At 69.0% G+C, this 14,559-nt stretch carries 11 protein-coding genes and 6 pseudogenes; 5 read left to right on the top strand and 12 right to left on the bottom strand.

Annotated elements, in window-relative coordinates:
• Positions 1 to 194: 194 nt before the first annotated feature.
• From ACWGIF_RS12135 to ACWGIF_RS12115, 5 genes and pseudogenes are all read right to left on the bottom strand, one after another.
• Entirely contained in the window at positions 195 to 578 is a 384-nt protein-coding gene (locus tag ACWGIF_RS12135) for a heavy metal-binding domain-containing protein (protein WP_453494899.1), read from the bottom strand.
• 138 nt (positions 579 to 716) lie between these two features.
• The gene (locus tag ACWGIF_RS12130) at positions 717 to 890 is read right to left on the bottom strand and encodes a hypothetical protein (RefSeq protein WP_453495000.1); all 174 of its coding nucleotides are present in this window, start codon (positions 888 to 890) and stop codon (positions 717 to 719) included.
• A 334-nt stretch (positions 891 to 1,224) separates the two neighbouring features.
• A pseudogene (locus ACWGIF_RS12125) lies at positions 1,225 to 1,317 on the bottom strand (hypothetical protein); the annotation flags it as partial.
• 817 nt (positions 1,318 to 2,134) lie between these two features.
• Entirely contained in the window at positions 2,135 to 3,670 is a 1,536-nt protein-coding gene (locus ACWGIF_RS12120; RefSeq protein WP_453494896.1) for a hypothetical protein, read from the bottom strand.
• A 372-nt stretch (positions 3,671 to 4,042) separates the two neighbouring features.
• Positions 4,043 to 4,794 (bottom strand): annotated as a pseudogene (locus tag ACWGIF_RS12115) (IS5 family transposase); the annotation flags it as partial.
• A 3-nt stretch (positions 4,795 to 4,797) separates the two neighbouring features.
• Between ACWGIF_RS12115 and ACWGIF_RS12110 the strand changes: the two are divergent.
• The 3 genes and pseudogenes from ACWGIF_RS12110 to ACWGIF_RS12100 form a co-directional block, all read left to right on the top strand.
• Positions 4,798 to 5,261: pseudogene (locus tag ACWGIF_RS12110) on the top strand (ATP-binding protein); the annotation flags it as partial.
• Positions 5,262 to 5,591: 330 nt separating this feature from the next.
• A complete protein-coding gene (locus ACWGIF_RS12105) occupies positions 5,592 to 5,954 on the top strand; it encodes a hypothetical protein (RefSeq protein WP_453494893.1) in 363 nt (120 codons plus the stop codon).
• Between the two features lie 511 nt (positions 5,955 to 6,465).
• Positions 6,466 to 6,588 (top strand): annotated as a pseudogene (locus tag ACWGIF_RS12100) (pyridoxamine 5'-phosphate oxidase family protein); the annotation flags it as partial.
• A 20-nt stretch (positions 6,589 to 6,608) separates the two neighbouring features.
• Here the strand turns inward: ACWGIF_RS12100 and ACWGIF_RS12095 are convergent.
• From ACWGIF_RS12095 to ACWGIF_RS12085, 3 genes and pseudogenes are all read right to left on the bottom strand, one after another.
• Positions 6,609 to 6,857 (bottom strand): annotated as a pseudogene (locus ACWGIF_RS12095) (ATP-binding protein); the annotation flags it as partial.
• Positions 6,858 to 6,954: 97 nt separating this feature from the next.
• Entirely contained in the window at positions 6,955 to 7,401 is a 447-nt protein-coding gene (locus ACWGIF_RS12090; RefSeq protein ID WP_453494890.1) for a hypothetical protein, read from the bottom strand.
• A 198-nt stretch (positions 7,402 to 7,599) separates the two neighbouring features.
• A complete protein-coding gene (locus tag ACWGIF_RS12085) occupies positions 7,600 to 8,373 on the bottom strand; it encodes an ArsR/SmtB family transcription factor (RefSeq protein WP_453494887.1) in 774 nt (257 codons plus the stop codon).
• Between the two features lie 622 nt (positions 8,374 to 8,995).
• Here ACWGIF_RS12085 and ACWGIF_RS12080 point away from each other — a divergent pair.
• Positions 8,996 to 9,481, top strand: coding sequence for a hypothetical protein (locus ACWGIF_RS12080; protein WP_453494884.1), 486 nt, complete (start codon positions 8,996 to 8,998; stop codon positions 9,479 to 9,481).
• 116 nt (positions 9,482 to 9,597) lie between these two features.
• Here ACWGIF_RS12080 and ACWGIF_RS12075 read toward each other — a convergent pair whose 3' ends face one another.
• On the bottom strand, positions 9,598 to 9,735 hold the full coding sequence (locus ACWGIF_RS12075; protein WP_453494881.1) for a hypothetical protein: 138 nt from the start codon (positions 9,733 to 9,735) through the stop codon (positions 9,598 to 9,600).
• Positions 9,736 to 9,855: 120 nt separating this feature from the next.
• Positions 9,856 to 12,357, bottom strand: coding sequence for a WD40 repeat domain-containing protein (locus tag ACWGIF_RS12070; protein ID WP_453494878.1), 2,502 nt, complete (start codon positions 12,355 to 12,357; stop codon positions 9,856 to 9,858).
• Positions 12,358 to 12,796: 439 nt separating this feature from the next.
• Here ACWGIF_RS12070 and ACWGIF_RS12065 point away from each other — a divergent pair, with 439 nt between their 5' ends.
• Positions 12,797 to 13,132 (top strand): hypothetical protein, encoded by a 336-nt coding sequence (locus tag ACWGIF_RS12065; RefSeq protein WP_453494875.1) that lies wholly within the window; start codon positions 12,797 to 12,799, stop codon positions 13,130 to 13,132.
• Here ACWGIF_RS12065 and ACWGIF_RS12060 read toward each other — a convergent pair.
• Together ACWGIF_RS12060 and ACWGIF_RS12055 are read right to left on the bottom strand one after the other, a co-directional pair.
• A pseudogene (locus tag ACWGIF_RS12060) lies at positions 13,090 to 13,221 on the bottom strand (hypothetical protein); the annotation flags it as partial. The gene ACWGIF_RS12065 and the pseudogene ACWGIF_RS12060 overlap by 43 nt on opposite strands.
• 378 nt (positions 13,222 to 13,599) lie before the next feature.
• Positions 13,600 to 14,193 carry an isochorismatase family protein gene (locus ACWGIF_RS12055; RefSeq protein WP_453494872.1) on the bottom strand — a complete coding sequence of 198 codons (594 nt, stop codon included), beginning with the start codon at positions 14,191 to 14,193 and terminating at the stop codon, positions 13,600 to 13,602.
• Positions 14,194 to 14,559: the final 366 nt, after the last annotated feature.

The raw sequence follows: 14,559 nt of genomic DNA, 5'->3' as shown, positions 1-14,559 counted from the left end.
CCCCGGCGCCCGGGCCCCCCCCCCCCGCTTCATGGCGCCCCTCCGCCCCCGCGGGCGCGTCGTCCCGCGCGGGGTTGAACGTAGCTATGAGTTGGTGGGGGCCGGTGGTGCTCTGCGTTGGGGCTACGCGCTCCCCACCACGTGGTACACGCACGACCCCATGACCATGTCCAACGGCGCGTATCCGGCCCGGATCAGCGTCCAGAAGTCCTGGCCGGACAGGTCCGAGGTGAACGGCTTGGCCTTTTGTTGAGCCAGGTGCCGCCCGGTCCCGGGTCCGCACCGTCCGCCTTCACCGCCGTGCCGACCGCGATGAACTCGGCGATGTCCGAGCCGGACTCCTTGAACTCGATGTCCAGCCGCACCCCCACGACCCCGTCCGCCCCCAGAGCGCTCGCCTCGGCCTCCATCCGGCTCATCGCCAGATCGCGCGCGTGGTACATGGCCTGGGACAGCTTGGTCAGCTCCTGGTTCTTCGACCACCTGCCGAGCTGCACGCCGACGTGGTAGACCAAGGAGCCGAGGACCAGGCCGAGCGGGCGGAAGCCGGCCTCGCGCACCAGCAGGAACTCGTTCACCGTCAGGTCCGAGGTAAGAACGAGCGCTTCTCCCCCGGCTGTAGCTGCGCGAGCCGCCGCATCGCTTCCTCGGGTCTTCCCTCGGCGGCCGGCTGCGCGACTCCCCCGGCCGATTCCCGCCCCGTTGTCTCGGTCATGTCAGCCCTCGCGCTCCAGTCTCATGATGGTCAGTGGCCTGGGCCCGGCGGGCCGCCCGGAGCGGCCGAACCGGGCAAGAGAAGTGCCGACGAAGACCGCCTCCGCGCTGAAGTCGCGCGCGTACCCGAAGCTGGGGCACTCGCTCTCGCGTACCCTCAACTCCACGTCGTCCACCACCACTCCGTCGGCACCGTGCTTCGCGGCATCGAGGGCCAGCTGCTTTCGGGCGTCCTGGCGGACGTGGTTTATCAGCTGGGTGTAGCCGTCGACCTCCTGGTTTCCGGCGGTCCAGTGGATCCGGCGGGAGGTGCGCCAGTCGTCGTGCCGGGCGTCGAGCGCGATGCCGAAGGCGAGGCCGGTGGGAACCCACCCGGTGTAGGAGCTTGGCGAAGTCCTGGCCGCTCAGGTGCGAGGTGAAGGGCACACGCGGCCGGACGCGCGAGCGGGCCCGCACCGCGGTGCCCAGCGCGGTGAACTCCAGCCCCTCCTCCGAGAACTCGACCTCGCGGACCCGCAGCTCCACCCCGACGATCCCGTCGCCGCCGAGCGCACGGCACTCGGCCACCGCGCGGGCCAGCGCCACCCTACGCACCTCGTACATCGTCCTCACCAACTGCGAGAAGGACGAAGCCCACGCCGAGGACGGCACCTTCTTGCCGCCCGTGACCGACCATGCACCCGGGCAGCCCCAGAGGCCGGTGTACCCGATGGTGAAGACGGCCGTACCGAGCACCTGCCCGACCGGCTCGAACCCAACGCCCTTGACCGAACTCCTCGACCGACAGCGCCGAGTCCCAGGTACCGCCAGCCCGGGCCTTTGCCGCCCCACCGGCAGCGCCCCGCGGTAGACCGGCGTCTCGTTGGTGTGTCATCGGCTCCTGTGCCACCGGCCTCGCGGCTGACCGCGCGGATCGCGTCACCCTTTTTCGGCAGCGTATGTCATCGGCCGGATGAGCGAAACGGAGATCCCGGGCTCCAACGAATCTTGCTGGCACGACGCTTGGGCGTGGCTTCGTCACCGTCGGGCGTCGCCAGGCGGAGACGGTGCCCGCCGCCGAAACCGGCTGGCCGGGCGACCGCGCGCGCCCCGAGGAGCTCCACCAGCTTGACGGCGTTGTCCATGATCGTGAGGTGCGCAGCTCCAGGAAGTCCATCTTCAGCAGGCTCAGCGACTCGCGAACGGGGGGGGTGACGCCGCGGAGCCTCGGCCCGGGCCCACCGCGATGCCCTGGTTCTTGGCTTACATGATGAAGTCGGCGACCACAAGGAAGTAGCCCGGGAAGCCCATCGTGGCTGCGCAGCAGAAACGGAGAACGTTTGCAGACAAGTCGCAGGAGCAGTCGCTTGTGGGTTGGAAACGCCTGTCTGGCGTGTCGGCGCCGGCCGATGGCCGACAGGGGTTGCCATGCCTGTGATCGTCACGTGGGTGTCGTCTCTCGGCGTCGGCTTGTCGGTGGTGGGGTGGGGGCGCCGTTCAGGCAGCGGTCGAGGAGCGCGTGCATGCGGGGGACGGGGAGGGAGGGGTTGGCGGCAGCGCCCCCTGCGGTGCGGGGGTCGGCGAGGAGGGTCTCCAGGGTCTCTGGTGTCAGGCGCGGGTTGGCGGCGGCGGCCCGGCGCACCGCCTCGTCGGGGTCTTCCACCGGGGGTTCGGGCAGGGTGGGATCGGCTGCGGCCAGGGCGCGTACTTCGGGATCCGGGTGGGCGATGAGGTGGGTCCGGCCGGTGCGCGGGAAGCCGGGCAGCGTCAGCAGGTGCGAACGGTGGTCCGGGCGGGTGACGAAGACGTCCAGGAGGAGGTGTGGCGGGGCCAGCGGGTGGCGGCAGGCCAGCCGGATCCGGACCTCCTCGTCGTCGTCCTGCGCGAGTGTCCCGACGAGTGCTGCGGGCAGGCCGGGCCAGCTCGCCGCAACCCGTCGGAGTACCGGTTCCCCGGACACCGCGCAGGCGGCGAACCAGTCGGGCGACGGCACGGTGGCCGGGTCGGGGTCCGGCTCGGTGATCGGGCAGATGCAGCCAGGACCGTGCCCGATGACCAGGTCGATCACATCGTACTCGGCCCAGGTGCGGGGGAAGGGGTGGAGGCGGGCGCGCATCCGAACGTCCTCGTCCGGGTCCTCCCTCAGCTCCGCCACCAGGTCCGGTCCCAGGTCGGGCCGGGCGGCGACCACCTCGCGGACCTTCGCCTCGCGATGCCGGGCGAGCCGGGCGACGGCGTCGGCCGGAGTGTGGGGGTTCCGGGCCAGGGGGTGCACCGTGTCGTCCGCGAAGCACTGCTCGACGAGCGCGGGCGACAGGGCGCACCTGCCGAGCACGAACGGCCTGCTGCGCGGACGGATGGACGGCAGCTCGGCCTCCACCCGTTCCGGGTCCAGCTCCCAGTTCCTGTCCTTCGCCGCTTCACGGACCGCGGGGTCCGGATCGTCGAGCAGCCCCGCCCGCTGCGCCGGGGTGAGCGACTCCCACCGCCACATGGCCCGTATCCGGGATGCGGGGTCCTTGCTGCCGGCCATGGAGCGGAAGAAGGACAGCGGGATCTGCCGGGACGAGTCGAGCTCCGAGATGATCTCGTTCGCGGTGACCTTGCCGTCCTCTCCCCCGTCCTGGGCGGTCAGGAGGGTGAGGAGGATGTCGTCCGGCAGCGGTCGGACCCAGAGGGGCCAGGGGCGGAGGTGGGGGTTGGCGAGCCGCGCGCGGACGAGTCCGGACGGGTCCGTTGCCAAGGGGGCGAGTCGCGAGGGGTCGACGTGCTGGTTGCGTGCGAGCGCGCCGCGGATCCGCCACTCCGGGTGGCGCAGGGCTGCGTCGATGACGGCGTCGGGCAGGTCGCGGTCCTTGCACATGAGCAGGCCGACCTCACCGGCCGCTTGATCCAGCAGGCGTATCAGTACGTCGGAGGGCGCCGCCTGGTTGAAGGCGACGCCGCGCAGCCAGAGTTCACGCAGAGAGTCGGACACCGCGTCATCCTGCCACCCCCTCGCGCCCGGACCGGGCCACGTGGCGACCACATCGGGGGGCTCTTCCAGAGCATCGCCGCCCGCACCCTTGTCCTGACGGACCGTGCCGCCGGCCGCTCCGCCTCTGGGCCGCAGTGCGCCCGCGCTCAGCAGGCCGTCGGGACCACCATCAGCGCGCTGTACGCGCCCCGGCGTACGTCTTTCCAGGGACCTCCGAGCGTTTTCGTGTGCATGCCAGACGGGAAGCTCTCGACACGTCACTCACCACCCCCACTGGAAAGCCGGGTCACATCCATGGAAAGCGCGTGAGCAGCCCCATTCCGCGGCCCCCGTGCCTCGTCAGGTCAGCGTCATACTCGGCGAGTTATTAACTCAATGGGCTGCACCTGGCTCGCCAGATGCGAGGGCTGCGAGGGTGACCGTGCCGAGGTAGATGTAGGCGCGCTTCTCGTAGCGGGTGGCGACGGCGCGGAAGCCCTTCAGGCGGTTGATGGCGCGTTCGACGGTGTTGCGCTTCTTGTATCGCTCGCGGTCGAAGCCGGTGGGCCGGCCGCCTGGGGAGCCGCGGTTCTTGCGGTGTCTTTGCTGGTCGAGGAGCTCGGGGATGGTGTGCTGGATTCCACGTCCTCGCAGGTAGCGATGGTTCTTCCGGGATGTGTAGGCCTTGTCGGCCAGGACGGGCCGGGTCCGGGGCCGGCCCGCTCCGATACGGGGCACGGAGACCTGCTCCAGCACCCGCTCGAACTGGGGGCCGCCACGGTAGTGTCCGGGTGTCAGGACGAGGGCGAGGGGCTGGCATCGCCCATCCGCGGCAAGGTGGATTCTGGTGGTGAATCCGCCGCGGGAACGTCCCAGACACTCGCCGGTCTGACCACTTCCTCCAGCCGGACCGCCAGTTTCCGCAACACCGGATCGACCTGGTTCGTCCCCCCAACGATCCCCTTTTGAGGAACCGTGACCGCCGGTGTCTTCCTCGCGCCGGCGGCGTGCTGGTGGGCGCGCACGGCTGTCGAGTCCACCGAGACGTCCCGGTCGATCTGGCCCGCGGCGTCCTCGGCCGCCTGGATCCGCGACAGCGGCATCGCCCAAGTTCCATCCGCTGACCAGCGGCGATGGTGTTTGTGCCAGAGCTCGCTTCGGCCGCCGCACAGGTGACCTACCGCGGGTTTCTGGCCGAGCTGCTGATGTCGGAGTGCGACGACCGGGCCCGGCGCCGCTCGGAGCGACGTATCAAGGCGGCCGGGTTCCCGCGGAATAAGTCGCTGAGGTCGTTTGATTTCGCTGCGAATCCGGCCATCGACCCGGCCGCGATCCATACCTGGCCTCCTGCGACTGGGTCAAGAAGAGCGTGCCGCTTTGCCTGATCGGTGACTCGGGGACCGGGAAATCACACTTGCTGATCACGCTCGGCACCGAGGCCGCGATGCACGGGTACCGGGTCAAATACGTCCTCGCGGCGAAACTCGTCAACGAACTCGTCGAAGCCGCTGATGAGAAAGTGCTCGCCAAGACCATCACCCGCTACGGCCGTGTCGACCTTCTCTGCATTGATGAACTGAGCTATATGGAACTGGACCGGCGCGGAGCCGAACCAGGCCGCACTCCACCTCGCTGGCATCCCATCTGGGCACGACGCTGACTAAAGAGACAGAACCTAGCCAGAGCGTGTCTCTTTCAGGGCATCGCCCAGGACTTTTACCGGGCACAGCTTCGACTGTCAAGTACCGAGATCGAGTGCCATGACGGGATTGCCTGCGTCGGGCCTACTTGAGACACGAGCCACCGCCAACCTGGCGGCAAACTCGAATCCATATGGAAAAGACGGCGGCGGGAGTGCAAGAACCAGCACTCCGCCGTAGACATCCCAGCCAGAGCAATCGGCGACCCTTTTCCACTCTTCCTTATCGAAAGGTACATTCCCATGGCAGAATTTCTGGGCCACCCGATCATCGACATAGTAAACGAGCCGGGCGACAACTTCAGGGTTAACGTCACATATAAGATGCTCTACAGCGCGGCGGAGGTTGGGCAGTCGTTTGCGGAGAGCTGTGCGCTCTTCGAAGATGACACAGACGACGATGATCATAAGCTCAATTGGTCGATCAACATCTTCACGCCTACAACGAGGGAACGAACGCGAACCTTCACCGCAACCTTTAACCGTGAGGCCCTCCACACGGAGTTGGGCGGCGAAGAATATTATGCGGTGGTTCACCATCGAATCAATAACCCGCTTGTTACCAGCGCCACCCGAGAAAGCGAGAGATTCCCACTCGCCGTCTAACGGGGTAGGGATGGGGGGCAGCCGCCAAGCAATGTGTCTGCCCCCATCTGCCGCGATCCGATGGAGCCCCAGCGAATGGTTGCTGGGGCTCCATCGGGTTCGTACGGTTAAGGACGGTTTCCTGAACGGATCGGCCAGCATCAGCGGCGCGACCCGGTCCCCACATCGCATCAGTGATCGCTAACCGGCCAGACATATCTGCTCAACTGACCTACCTATCAAGAGGCACGCTCCAAGCGTTCGGTCCGAGAAGCGGCCGCTGCCCGGAACAGCCGAATCTTCGGTCTTTCACGCGCCCAACGTGGAGTCACTTCTCTCATTCAGGTCTTGTCCCTGAGGCCCCTGAGTGGAGTCAGAACTGACCGACCAATGGAGTCAGTTGTCATTGGCGCAGCCAGGCCCACGGTCACGGCGATGACCTCGCTCAGCAGGGTTCCCTCGGGCAGATGTTCTTCGAGGGCGAGCAGGCCGAACACAAGGGAGGCGAGCCCCCGCGGGCTGAACCAGCCATCTCGAGGAACCAGCGTCGGCACCTTTCGTGGTGATCGAGGCCGAGCGGATCGTCTATACCGAGCACTGGCTGCGGCGCGAGGGTTTCGCGCCGCGTCAGTTCTGGACCAAGCCGGGCCGGTAGTCCGGCATCCCTGGTCGGCTGTCGGTCAGGACCTGGAAGAGGAGTTCAGCGCCGCCGCGGTCGAGTTCCATGTAGCCGAGTTCGTCGATGCAGAGAAGATCGATGCGGCCGTAGCGGGCGATGGCGTTGGTCAGCTGCTTTCGTCGGCGGCTTCGACGAGTTCGTTGACCAGCTTCGTGACCAGGACGCACTTGACCCGGTAGCCGGCCATCGCGGCCTCGGTTCCCAGTCCCGGAGTCGCCGATCAGGCAGAGCGGCTGGCTCTGCTTACCTGCCGTTCGCAGGCTCACCTGCCCCAGGCGACGGCCGTGCCGCCACCGTCAGGCGCGGGCCCCGAACAGCTGCGACCGGGCGTGCCAGCCGGCCTCAGCTCGCGGACTGAGGCCTGGGGATACGCAGGCACTCGAGGTCCTTGAGGTTCCCGTCATCGAGACAGACCCTGACGTACGCGGCACCGCCGGGCTGGTCCGCCGGAACGACGAAGTTGTAGGACGCGACGGCGCCGCAGGCGATCGGGTAGGCGCCGCGCTGGCCGATCACGGCGCGGTCCCCTTGGAGCGTGTACGCGTACGTGGTCCGGCATGTGAGCGCGCTGTCCCCGACTGCGGACCTGTGGTACCCGACGAGTCGGACCGACCGATTGTACCAAGTGACGGTCCCCCTGGTCCACGTGGCACCGAAATCGATGTTGAAGTCGCTGGTGGGATAGTCGCTCGCAGTCGCGGTCTGCGCGCCGGCGGCGGGAGCGCCCAACAAGGTGCCCGCGGCCAGCACGACGGAACCGACGGCGGCGGCGGCGAGATGAGTTTTCATGCGATCTCCAGGATGGGATGGGCCGGTTGTGGCTTCACATCCTGGACGGGTCGGCCCCCCGCGGCCTACCTCTTAAGTCACGGCTTAAAGGGGCCGGGACGGCAGGCGCGGTGCCTCGCGCACCCGGGCACGAGTCTCTGCGGAACCCGCGCACGGCGGCGCTGCACTCACCGGTCTGACGCCGCGTGCTCTGGGGCCTCACGGTTCCGTCAGGGCACCGGTCTGCAGCAGGGACAGTCCGAGGGGGGTGATGAGGTGCAGCACGGACCCGCCTCGGCGGCTGGTGGTGATGAGGTCCGTGTTCCGCAGCACTGTCGCGTGCTGACTGGCCGCTGCGGCCGTGACGTTGAGGCGGCGGGCCAGTTCGCTCGTCGTGCATCCTTCTGCTGTCACCTGCAGGGCGGCCGCTCGCGTGCGGCCGAGCAAAGACTCCAGGTTCCGCACGGCGGAACCGTCCGTTTCTGCCGGTCCGGTACCGGTCAGCGGTCGGCGCAGAGCCGGGACGGTCAGCCGGGGCGGCTGGGCGGTATCGAGGGGGTCCCACAGAAAGCTCACCGGGAGCTTCGCGAAGATGGTGGGCGTGATGAGCAGCCCCCTGCCGCGGAGATACACCTCGACTCGGCGCGGATAGGGGGCTTCGAGTACCGGCGGACGCCAGCGGACCAGTGGTGCGCACATCGAGCGCAGCAGCAGATCGATGCCTCCCTCCAGTACCAGGTTCGCGCAACGGGTGGACAGCGCGACCAGTTCGGACCGCCCTCGATGCCAGTACGGCTCCACGGTCAGCCGGTGGCAGGCGCGCACGGACTCGGCGAGCTGACGCAGCGCGTCACGGTCGCCCTCGGACACCCGTCTGGCCCATGGCATGTGCCCGGGGCGGAAGTCGAGGCCCTCGAGCTCGCGTCGCAGCCGGGACACCGGGGCGTGCAGCAGGTTGTCCACGGCGTGGTCCAGAGAGGGCACATCTCCCATCAGGGCCAGCAGATCAAGCCCGGGGCCGCGCACCGGAACCAGGGATGTCAGAGCGCGAGTGTCAGCTCCCATCCGGCCCGCGACCGCTGACCGCCAGGTGCAGAAGTGCGGAAGCTCCCGGCTTTCCCTCAGCAGCTCCAGGCTGTAGTAGACCTCCGCTGCGACACCGATCGTTGCGGCCACCCGGGTCCGGGCAAGGTCTTCCGTCGTGAAATGAATGCGTAACACCGACCGACCCCCTGCATCGGATGTGAAGCGCGTGAGCGCACCCCAAGCATGCCCCAACCCGCCGCGTGCGATCCGGCGAAGGATCAGGTCTGTTCCGGCATGACTCCGATCACCGCTGGCATCTCGGTCTTCTTCGGCGGCCTCGACACCGGGCCCGACCCCGGCTCGGGCAACAGTCTGTGGGCGGGCGGTCAAGGAACCTGATGGGAGGTTGCGCTCTCAGTGACGGGCTCTGGTCGCCCGGTGATGGGTCGAGCGGATGAGGACGGAGACCGGGCAGCCAGGTCTGCCGCGCCGGCGGCGTCGTCCGCGTAACGCGTGGTCTGTAAGGGGACGGCCTAACACCGGGGCCGGGCCGGCCTTCCGGGGAGAGTCCCGACGCCAGGGACGCGTGGTGCCCGGCTACTACCCCGGCAGCCTGCACAAGAACATGCCGGGGGAGCCCGACGACTGTGCTCCCCGGAAGGGCCCCGCGCCGGCCGGTTGGCAGCGGTCGGGCAGAGGCGACTACGACTACCAGGGATCGACCGTCTCGCGAGAGCTCGATCTGCACGTCTGCCAGTTCGACAACGCCGAGCACATGAAGGCGGCGTACGAGCAGTGGCAGGACAGGGACGAAACGGCTCCCGTCGTGGTGCCCGCTCGGGTCGGAGAGGAATCGGTCTTCCTCGCGCACAGCGGATCGAGCGGCACGGTCTACGGCTACAGCCGGTCCGGCGCTGTCATCGCCCGAGTCCGGCCCCAGGACGCGGGCGGGGACCCCACGGATGCCCATGACGTGCTGGCTGCCACGATCAAGCGCCTCCAGCAGGTCCAGGCGGGCCGACGGGCCACGGCCACGGCGTCCGAGATCGCCGCGGTCGAGCGGGTCCGCCGCTAGTGCGCTGGGCTGAGCCCCGAAACCCCCGGTTTCCGGGCGGATGCCGAGGTTGTGCCTATGCCCTTGCCAGCCGCTAGTTCCCAGCTCAGCGGCCCTTCTAGTTGCTAGGACTGGTGCTAGACCTGGACGAGGTTGCTGCCCTCGTCGGCGTTGGGCCGGGTGCTCATGCGGTAGCGGGCTGCCAACCACAGGCTGTGATCGTGAACCCGCGTGAGTGGAACCCGGCCGGCCACCGTCGCGGTGTGGACCGACACAGCTCCTCGCGCGCTGTCGGCTTCCGGAACTCTGACTTGAAGCCTTGAAGCCTTGAAGCGTCCGAGTGCTGCCGTCGGTGCCGGTGGCGTGCATCGGACCGATCCGGCCGTGCACATACCTCAGCGATTGCGGTCGAGTACAACCACGTCGTCGCCCATGCCGATGACGAGGCGTTGGCCGACGGCGGTCATGCACTGGGCCCTTGTCGGCAGCGCGACCTTCTCCCGGAGCCGGGCCGGCGCGAGATCCCACACGTGGACCGTACCGCTGCCGTCCAAGGTGATGGCGTCGGTACGGTCGTCCCGCGTGGTGCAGGCCACCGCGAGAACTGCTGACGGGTGTCCCGCAAGGGTGGACCGCTGGGTGCCGTCCGTCAGATCCCACACTTGCACTGCGGTGTCGTTCCCGCCCACGGTCAGCGCGTGGGGGCGGCCCTCCAGGACGGTGCCGGCGAGTGCCCGTATCCAGTGGTGCCCTGTGTGGACGGTGGCGGTGACGCGTCGGCCCTTCTCCGTGAGCCTCCACAGCCGCAGTGCGGCGTCATCGCTGCCCGTGAGGAGGTGGGGGCGGCCGTCGACGGTGACGGGCTCCATGGCCCGCACCGCCGACCTGGTGCGGTCGCTGTGGAGCGGGTGCTCCACCTCCTCGTCCAGATCCCACACGCGTATGGTGCGGTCCTGGTCGGAGGTGACCACGCAGGGACGGCCGTTGACATCCGCCCACGCCACGGTCTCCACCCGGCGGTCGGGTCCGCGAAGGTCCCGAAGCCCGGCCCCTGCGGCGAGGTCCCAGACCCGGGCGACGCCGCAGCAGCCTCCGACGGCAGCGTAGGGGCTGTCGTGGACCGTTGTGCACGACAGCGCCTCCACACGGTGCCCGTGGGCCAGGGTGCCTCGTTCCGTCCCATCGGCCAGGTCCCAGACCCGTATTGTGGTGTCGCCTCCGGTGACGACGTGCGGACGGCCGTCGATCTCCACGGTGTCCACGGCCTGCACGGTCCCGGTGTGGCCGTTGTGTCCCGCGGGCAGTGCGGCGTCACCCAGGTCCCATACTCGCGGGGGCGCGGAATGGCCGCCGCTCACAGCGTACGGGCGCCCGTCGATCTCCGTGCTGGCCAGCGCGTCCACATAGCCCTGGTGTCCGGTCAGGACGGCGCGCTCGGTGCCCTCGGTCAGATCCCACACGTGCACCGTGCAGTCACCACCGGCGGTCAACACGTGGGGGCGTCCGCCGAGGTCGAAGCAGCTCACAGCAGCTGTCCACGAGGTGTGCCCGTCCAGCACAGCGCGCTGCGAGCCGTCGGTCAGGCACCAGACCCGTGCCGCGTGCTCCCCGCCGCTCCCGGTGATGGCGTGGGGGATGCCGTCGATCACCGTGCAGGCCACCGAGTAGACGGCCGACGTGTGACCGGTGAGCACGGCCTGCTCGACGCCCTCCTCCAGGTCCCACAGCCTCACCGTGTTGTCATAGCCCCCGGTCACGGCCACGGGGCGGCCGGCGACCTCGGCGAACGCCACCGCTCGTACTTCCTCGGTGTGGCCGGGCATCCGCGCACGTTCCGACCCGTCGACCAGGTCCCACAGCCGGACCAGGCAGTCCTCTCCCGCAGTGACGGCGTGCGGCCGGCCGTCGATCACCGTGCAGCCCACCGCGTGTATCCAGCCCTTGTGACCTCCGAGGGCGAACCGCTCGGCCCCGGTATCCAGATCCCACACCCGTAGGCTGCCGGAGCAGGTTCCTGTGACGACATGGGGACGCCCGTCGATCTCGACGCAGTCCAGTGCGTAGACCCCGTCGTCCTCGGTGATGACAAGGCGTTCGGTTCCGTCGACCAGGTCCCACACGCGGACGTTCGCGTCGTAGCAGCCGGTCACCGCGTGGGCACGCCCGTCGATGACGGTGCACGCGGCGGCGTCCACGCCCAGTCCCGTCTTGGTGAAGCGCAGCGCTGGATGAACCATCGTGCCGGTCGCCCAGCGCGGCCGCCACGGGCGGCCGCGAGACAGCTCCCGGGCGAGGCCGGTCTCACCGTGGCGCGCGGCGTCGACGGCGAGGATGTCCCGCCTTTCGGGCAGGCTCGCGGTGGCATGGACGTGGACGGATGCCCGGTAAATACTCCGCCGCACCGTCCCCTGGGACGAGCCCGGGATGTTGAGCGCGCGGAGCAGCCCCCGCGGGGCCGCGTGCACCAGGTACTCGGCGTCCTCGAGTATCTCGTCCAGGGCGCCGGCCGCGGCGGCGTGGGCGGCGAGATGGTCGACGATGTACGGTGCGGCAGCCGGCCAGTCGCGGTGCCCGCTGTCCTCGTCAAGGGGCACCTCGGCCAGCAACGCGCTCGTGACCGCCCGTTGCGTCTGCCGCTCGCCCGACCGAGCTCCCCGGGCACGCAATCGGTAGGCCACACCCTCGGGTGTCTGCGTCTCGACCAGGAGTTCACCCGACCGGTCCCGGAACGCGCTCACGCCCTGAGCCGTCCACGGGTGACCCGACAGGGCACGTGCCAGGACCGCCCACAGGGCAAGGGGCAGACCCGCGCCTTCGGCGAACGCCAACGGCCGCAACAGCGCGGCTTCGTCGTCGGAGTCCAGCGTCGGCCCGACGGCCCTGTTACCGTTCGCCATCGCCACACGCTCCTCGCAGCCCGTTCACGACCCCGTCCCTCCCCGCTGCGGGTGGACGGGTCACCAACCTGGCCACGGATGCTACAGACAGCCTCTGACATTGATACTCGTACGCGGGTTCCTGTGGTCGTGGCTCTGCCACTGACTGGCGCCCTGCTGGACTGTCTTCGGGCTGTACCGTCCGGCTGCCGGGGCCCGTTCTTCTCATGGCTCCGGCCAGAGTGGAACATGACCTGAGAGGAGCTTGGTCAAAAGCCCCCTCAATGTCCTGTCCGTCCGCCCCACCTGGCCAGTGCCCCCTCCGGTTGAGAAGGCGCCTCCAGCATGACAGCAGCGGACACGGTGAGCACGGTCGACCAGTGGGTGTTCGGCGGTGTGGACTCCCATACCGACACCATTCATGTCGCGGTCGTCACCGACGACGGCGGGCACCTCTCCGATGCCGAGTTCCCACCACCACCGCCGGATACACGACCGCTATCGCGTTCTGGGGGCCCACGGGGGCGTGGTGGCGATCGGCGTGGAGGGCACCGCGTCCTACGGAACCGGGTTCACCCGCGCAGCCCGCGCCGAGGGCCTGAGCGTGGTCGAGGTCAACCGCCCCGACCGTGCCGAACGGCGCCGCAGTGGCAAGTCGGACCCCATCAACGCCTACGCCGCCGCCCGCGCCGCACTCTCCGGACGCGCCTCCAGCGCGCCCGAGGACGAGACCGTCACCGGCACACGCGCGCCAGCGGCGTGTGTGATCTTCTCGTCCCCGATCCCGAGGAACTGACGTAACAGCAAATTCTCGGCATCGCCCGCCACATTGCACTCGAAGGTACCCTTCCACCAACCCTGAGCGTCCCGGCGGGACAGAACATGCCCACTGCCCGTGTCCTCGCACGCTCAGTCGACCGGCGCGTCGTCAGATTACTGCGGCTCGGCGGTACTTCTGGCCTGAACGTTCTGGGCACAGGGCCTCACCCGGGCATGCCATATCGGCACGGCTATCGCCGCCCCCGGCCCCCGGCCCCGGCCCACACCAGGCGGAATTGAGCCGGAATGGAGCCGGAAAGAGCTCCGCTGCCTCTCCCAGGCACGGCGCGGGCCGATCATGGAAGACGCCAGCCTCGGGCGCCCCGCCCCAAAGGATCGAGGCACCCCGGGCAGGGGCGTGCACCCGCCAGTCCAACGAGCCCTCGCAGAACTGGTTCCGTGAGTGTGGACCGCCAGGGCGAGGGCGTTGTCCTGCCTGCTGGGCTACCTCGGCGCCGGTGCCTTGCCGGACACCTTGATGCCTGCCTCGCGGAAGTCGTCCAGAGTGGAGGCAATGGTGTCGGGGGCGACACCGACCGTGTAGTCCAGGCGTACCCGGGTTCCGAATCCAGCCGCGGCAGCGTCCAGCGCGGTGGCACGCACGCAGTGGTCGGTTGCGATGCCCACCACGTCCACATCCCGCACCCCGCGTGCACGCAGCCAGTCCGCGAGGGAGGTGCCTTCGGTGTCCGCACCTTCGAAGCCGCTCTTGGACGCGCTGTGGGCGCCCTTGAAGAAGATCGCGTGGACCTTGCCGCCGGCGGCGGTAGGGGCGAAGTTCGGGTGGAATTCTCCGCCTTCGTCTCCGGCGACGCAGTGGACGGGGAAGCTGTCCTTGAAGTCCGGGGTCGAGGAGAAGTGGCCACCCGGGTCGATGTGGTGGTCGCGGGTGGCCACGACGTACTGGTAGTCACCATCCGCGCCCTGCTCCACCAGCTCGGCGATCGCGGTGGCGATCTGCGCGCCTCCCGCGACGGGAACACTGCCTCCTTCGCAGAAGTCCTTTTGCACATCCACGACGATCAAGCCTCGGCTCATCACGAACACCCCTCAGGACGACGGAACGACCCCCGTCTTCTACCGGCATCCTCGCCTGCGCCGGAGACACAGCGGGCTGCGCTCACCCACACAGCCGCAGACATTCACCGCAGGAACGATTCGCACTGTCGAAGGCTGTGAAAGGCCGAGTGCGGTGCGCGGTCGGGGCCACGGCTGCCGTGGGGTCCTCTCAGGCAGACGACCGCGACCGGAACAGGGCCCGGCCGGGCCCTGCAGCCGGCGTGGGCGAGCAGGCCGAGCGTGCCCGAAGCCAGTGAACGTTCCGGGTCATTGCCCTTGCTCCGCTGTCGCCGCAAGCATCGCTGAGGTCACCTCCACTGCGGCTGTGGTCTTCCGCGGTGGAGC

Source organism: Streptomyces sp. NPDC054849 (genome assembly GCF_053610945.1).
The sequence above is the reverse complement of the archived record's forward strand: the minus strand, read 5'-3'. Positions and strand labels throughout refer to the sequence as shown.

Bases quoted from the DNA above. Each gene is read 5' to 3' on its own strand.
- ACWGIF_RS12085 (WP_453494887.1), bottom strand. From the start codon at position 8,373: ATGGGAGATGTGCCCTCTCTGGACCACGCCGTGGACAACCTGCTGCAC.
- ACWGIF_RS12105 (WP_453494893.1), top strand. From the start codon at position 5,592: ATGGCAGAATTTCTGGGCCACCCGATCATCGACATAGTAAACGAGCCG.
- ACWGIF_RS12070 (WP_453494878.1), bottom strand. From the start codon at position 12,357: ATGGCGAACGGTAACAGGGCCGTCGGGCCGACGCTGGACTCCGACGAC.
- ACWGIF_RS12055 (WP_453494872.1), bottom strand. From the start codon at position 14,193: ATGAGCCGAGGCTTGATCGTCGTGGATGTGCAAAAGGACTTCTGCGAA.
- ACWGIF_RS12090 (WP_453494890.1), bottom strand. From the start codon at position 7,401: ATGAAAACTCATCTCGCCGCCGCCGCCGTCGGTTCCGTCGTGCTGGCC.
- ACWGIF_RS12065 (WP_453494875.1), top strand. From the start codon at position 12,797: ATGCCGAGTTCCCACCACCACCGCCGGATACACGACCGCTATCGCGTT.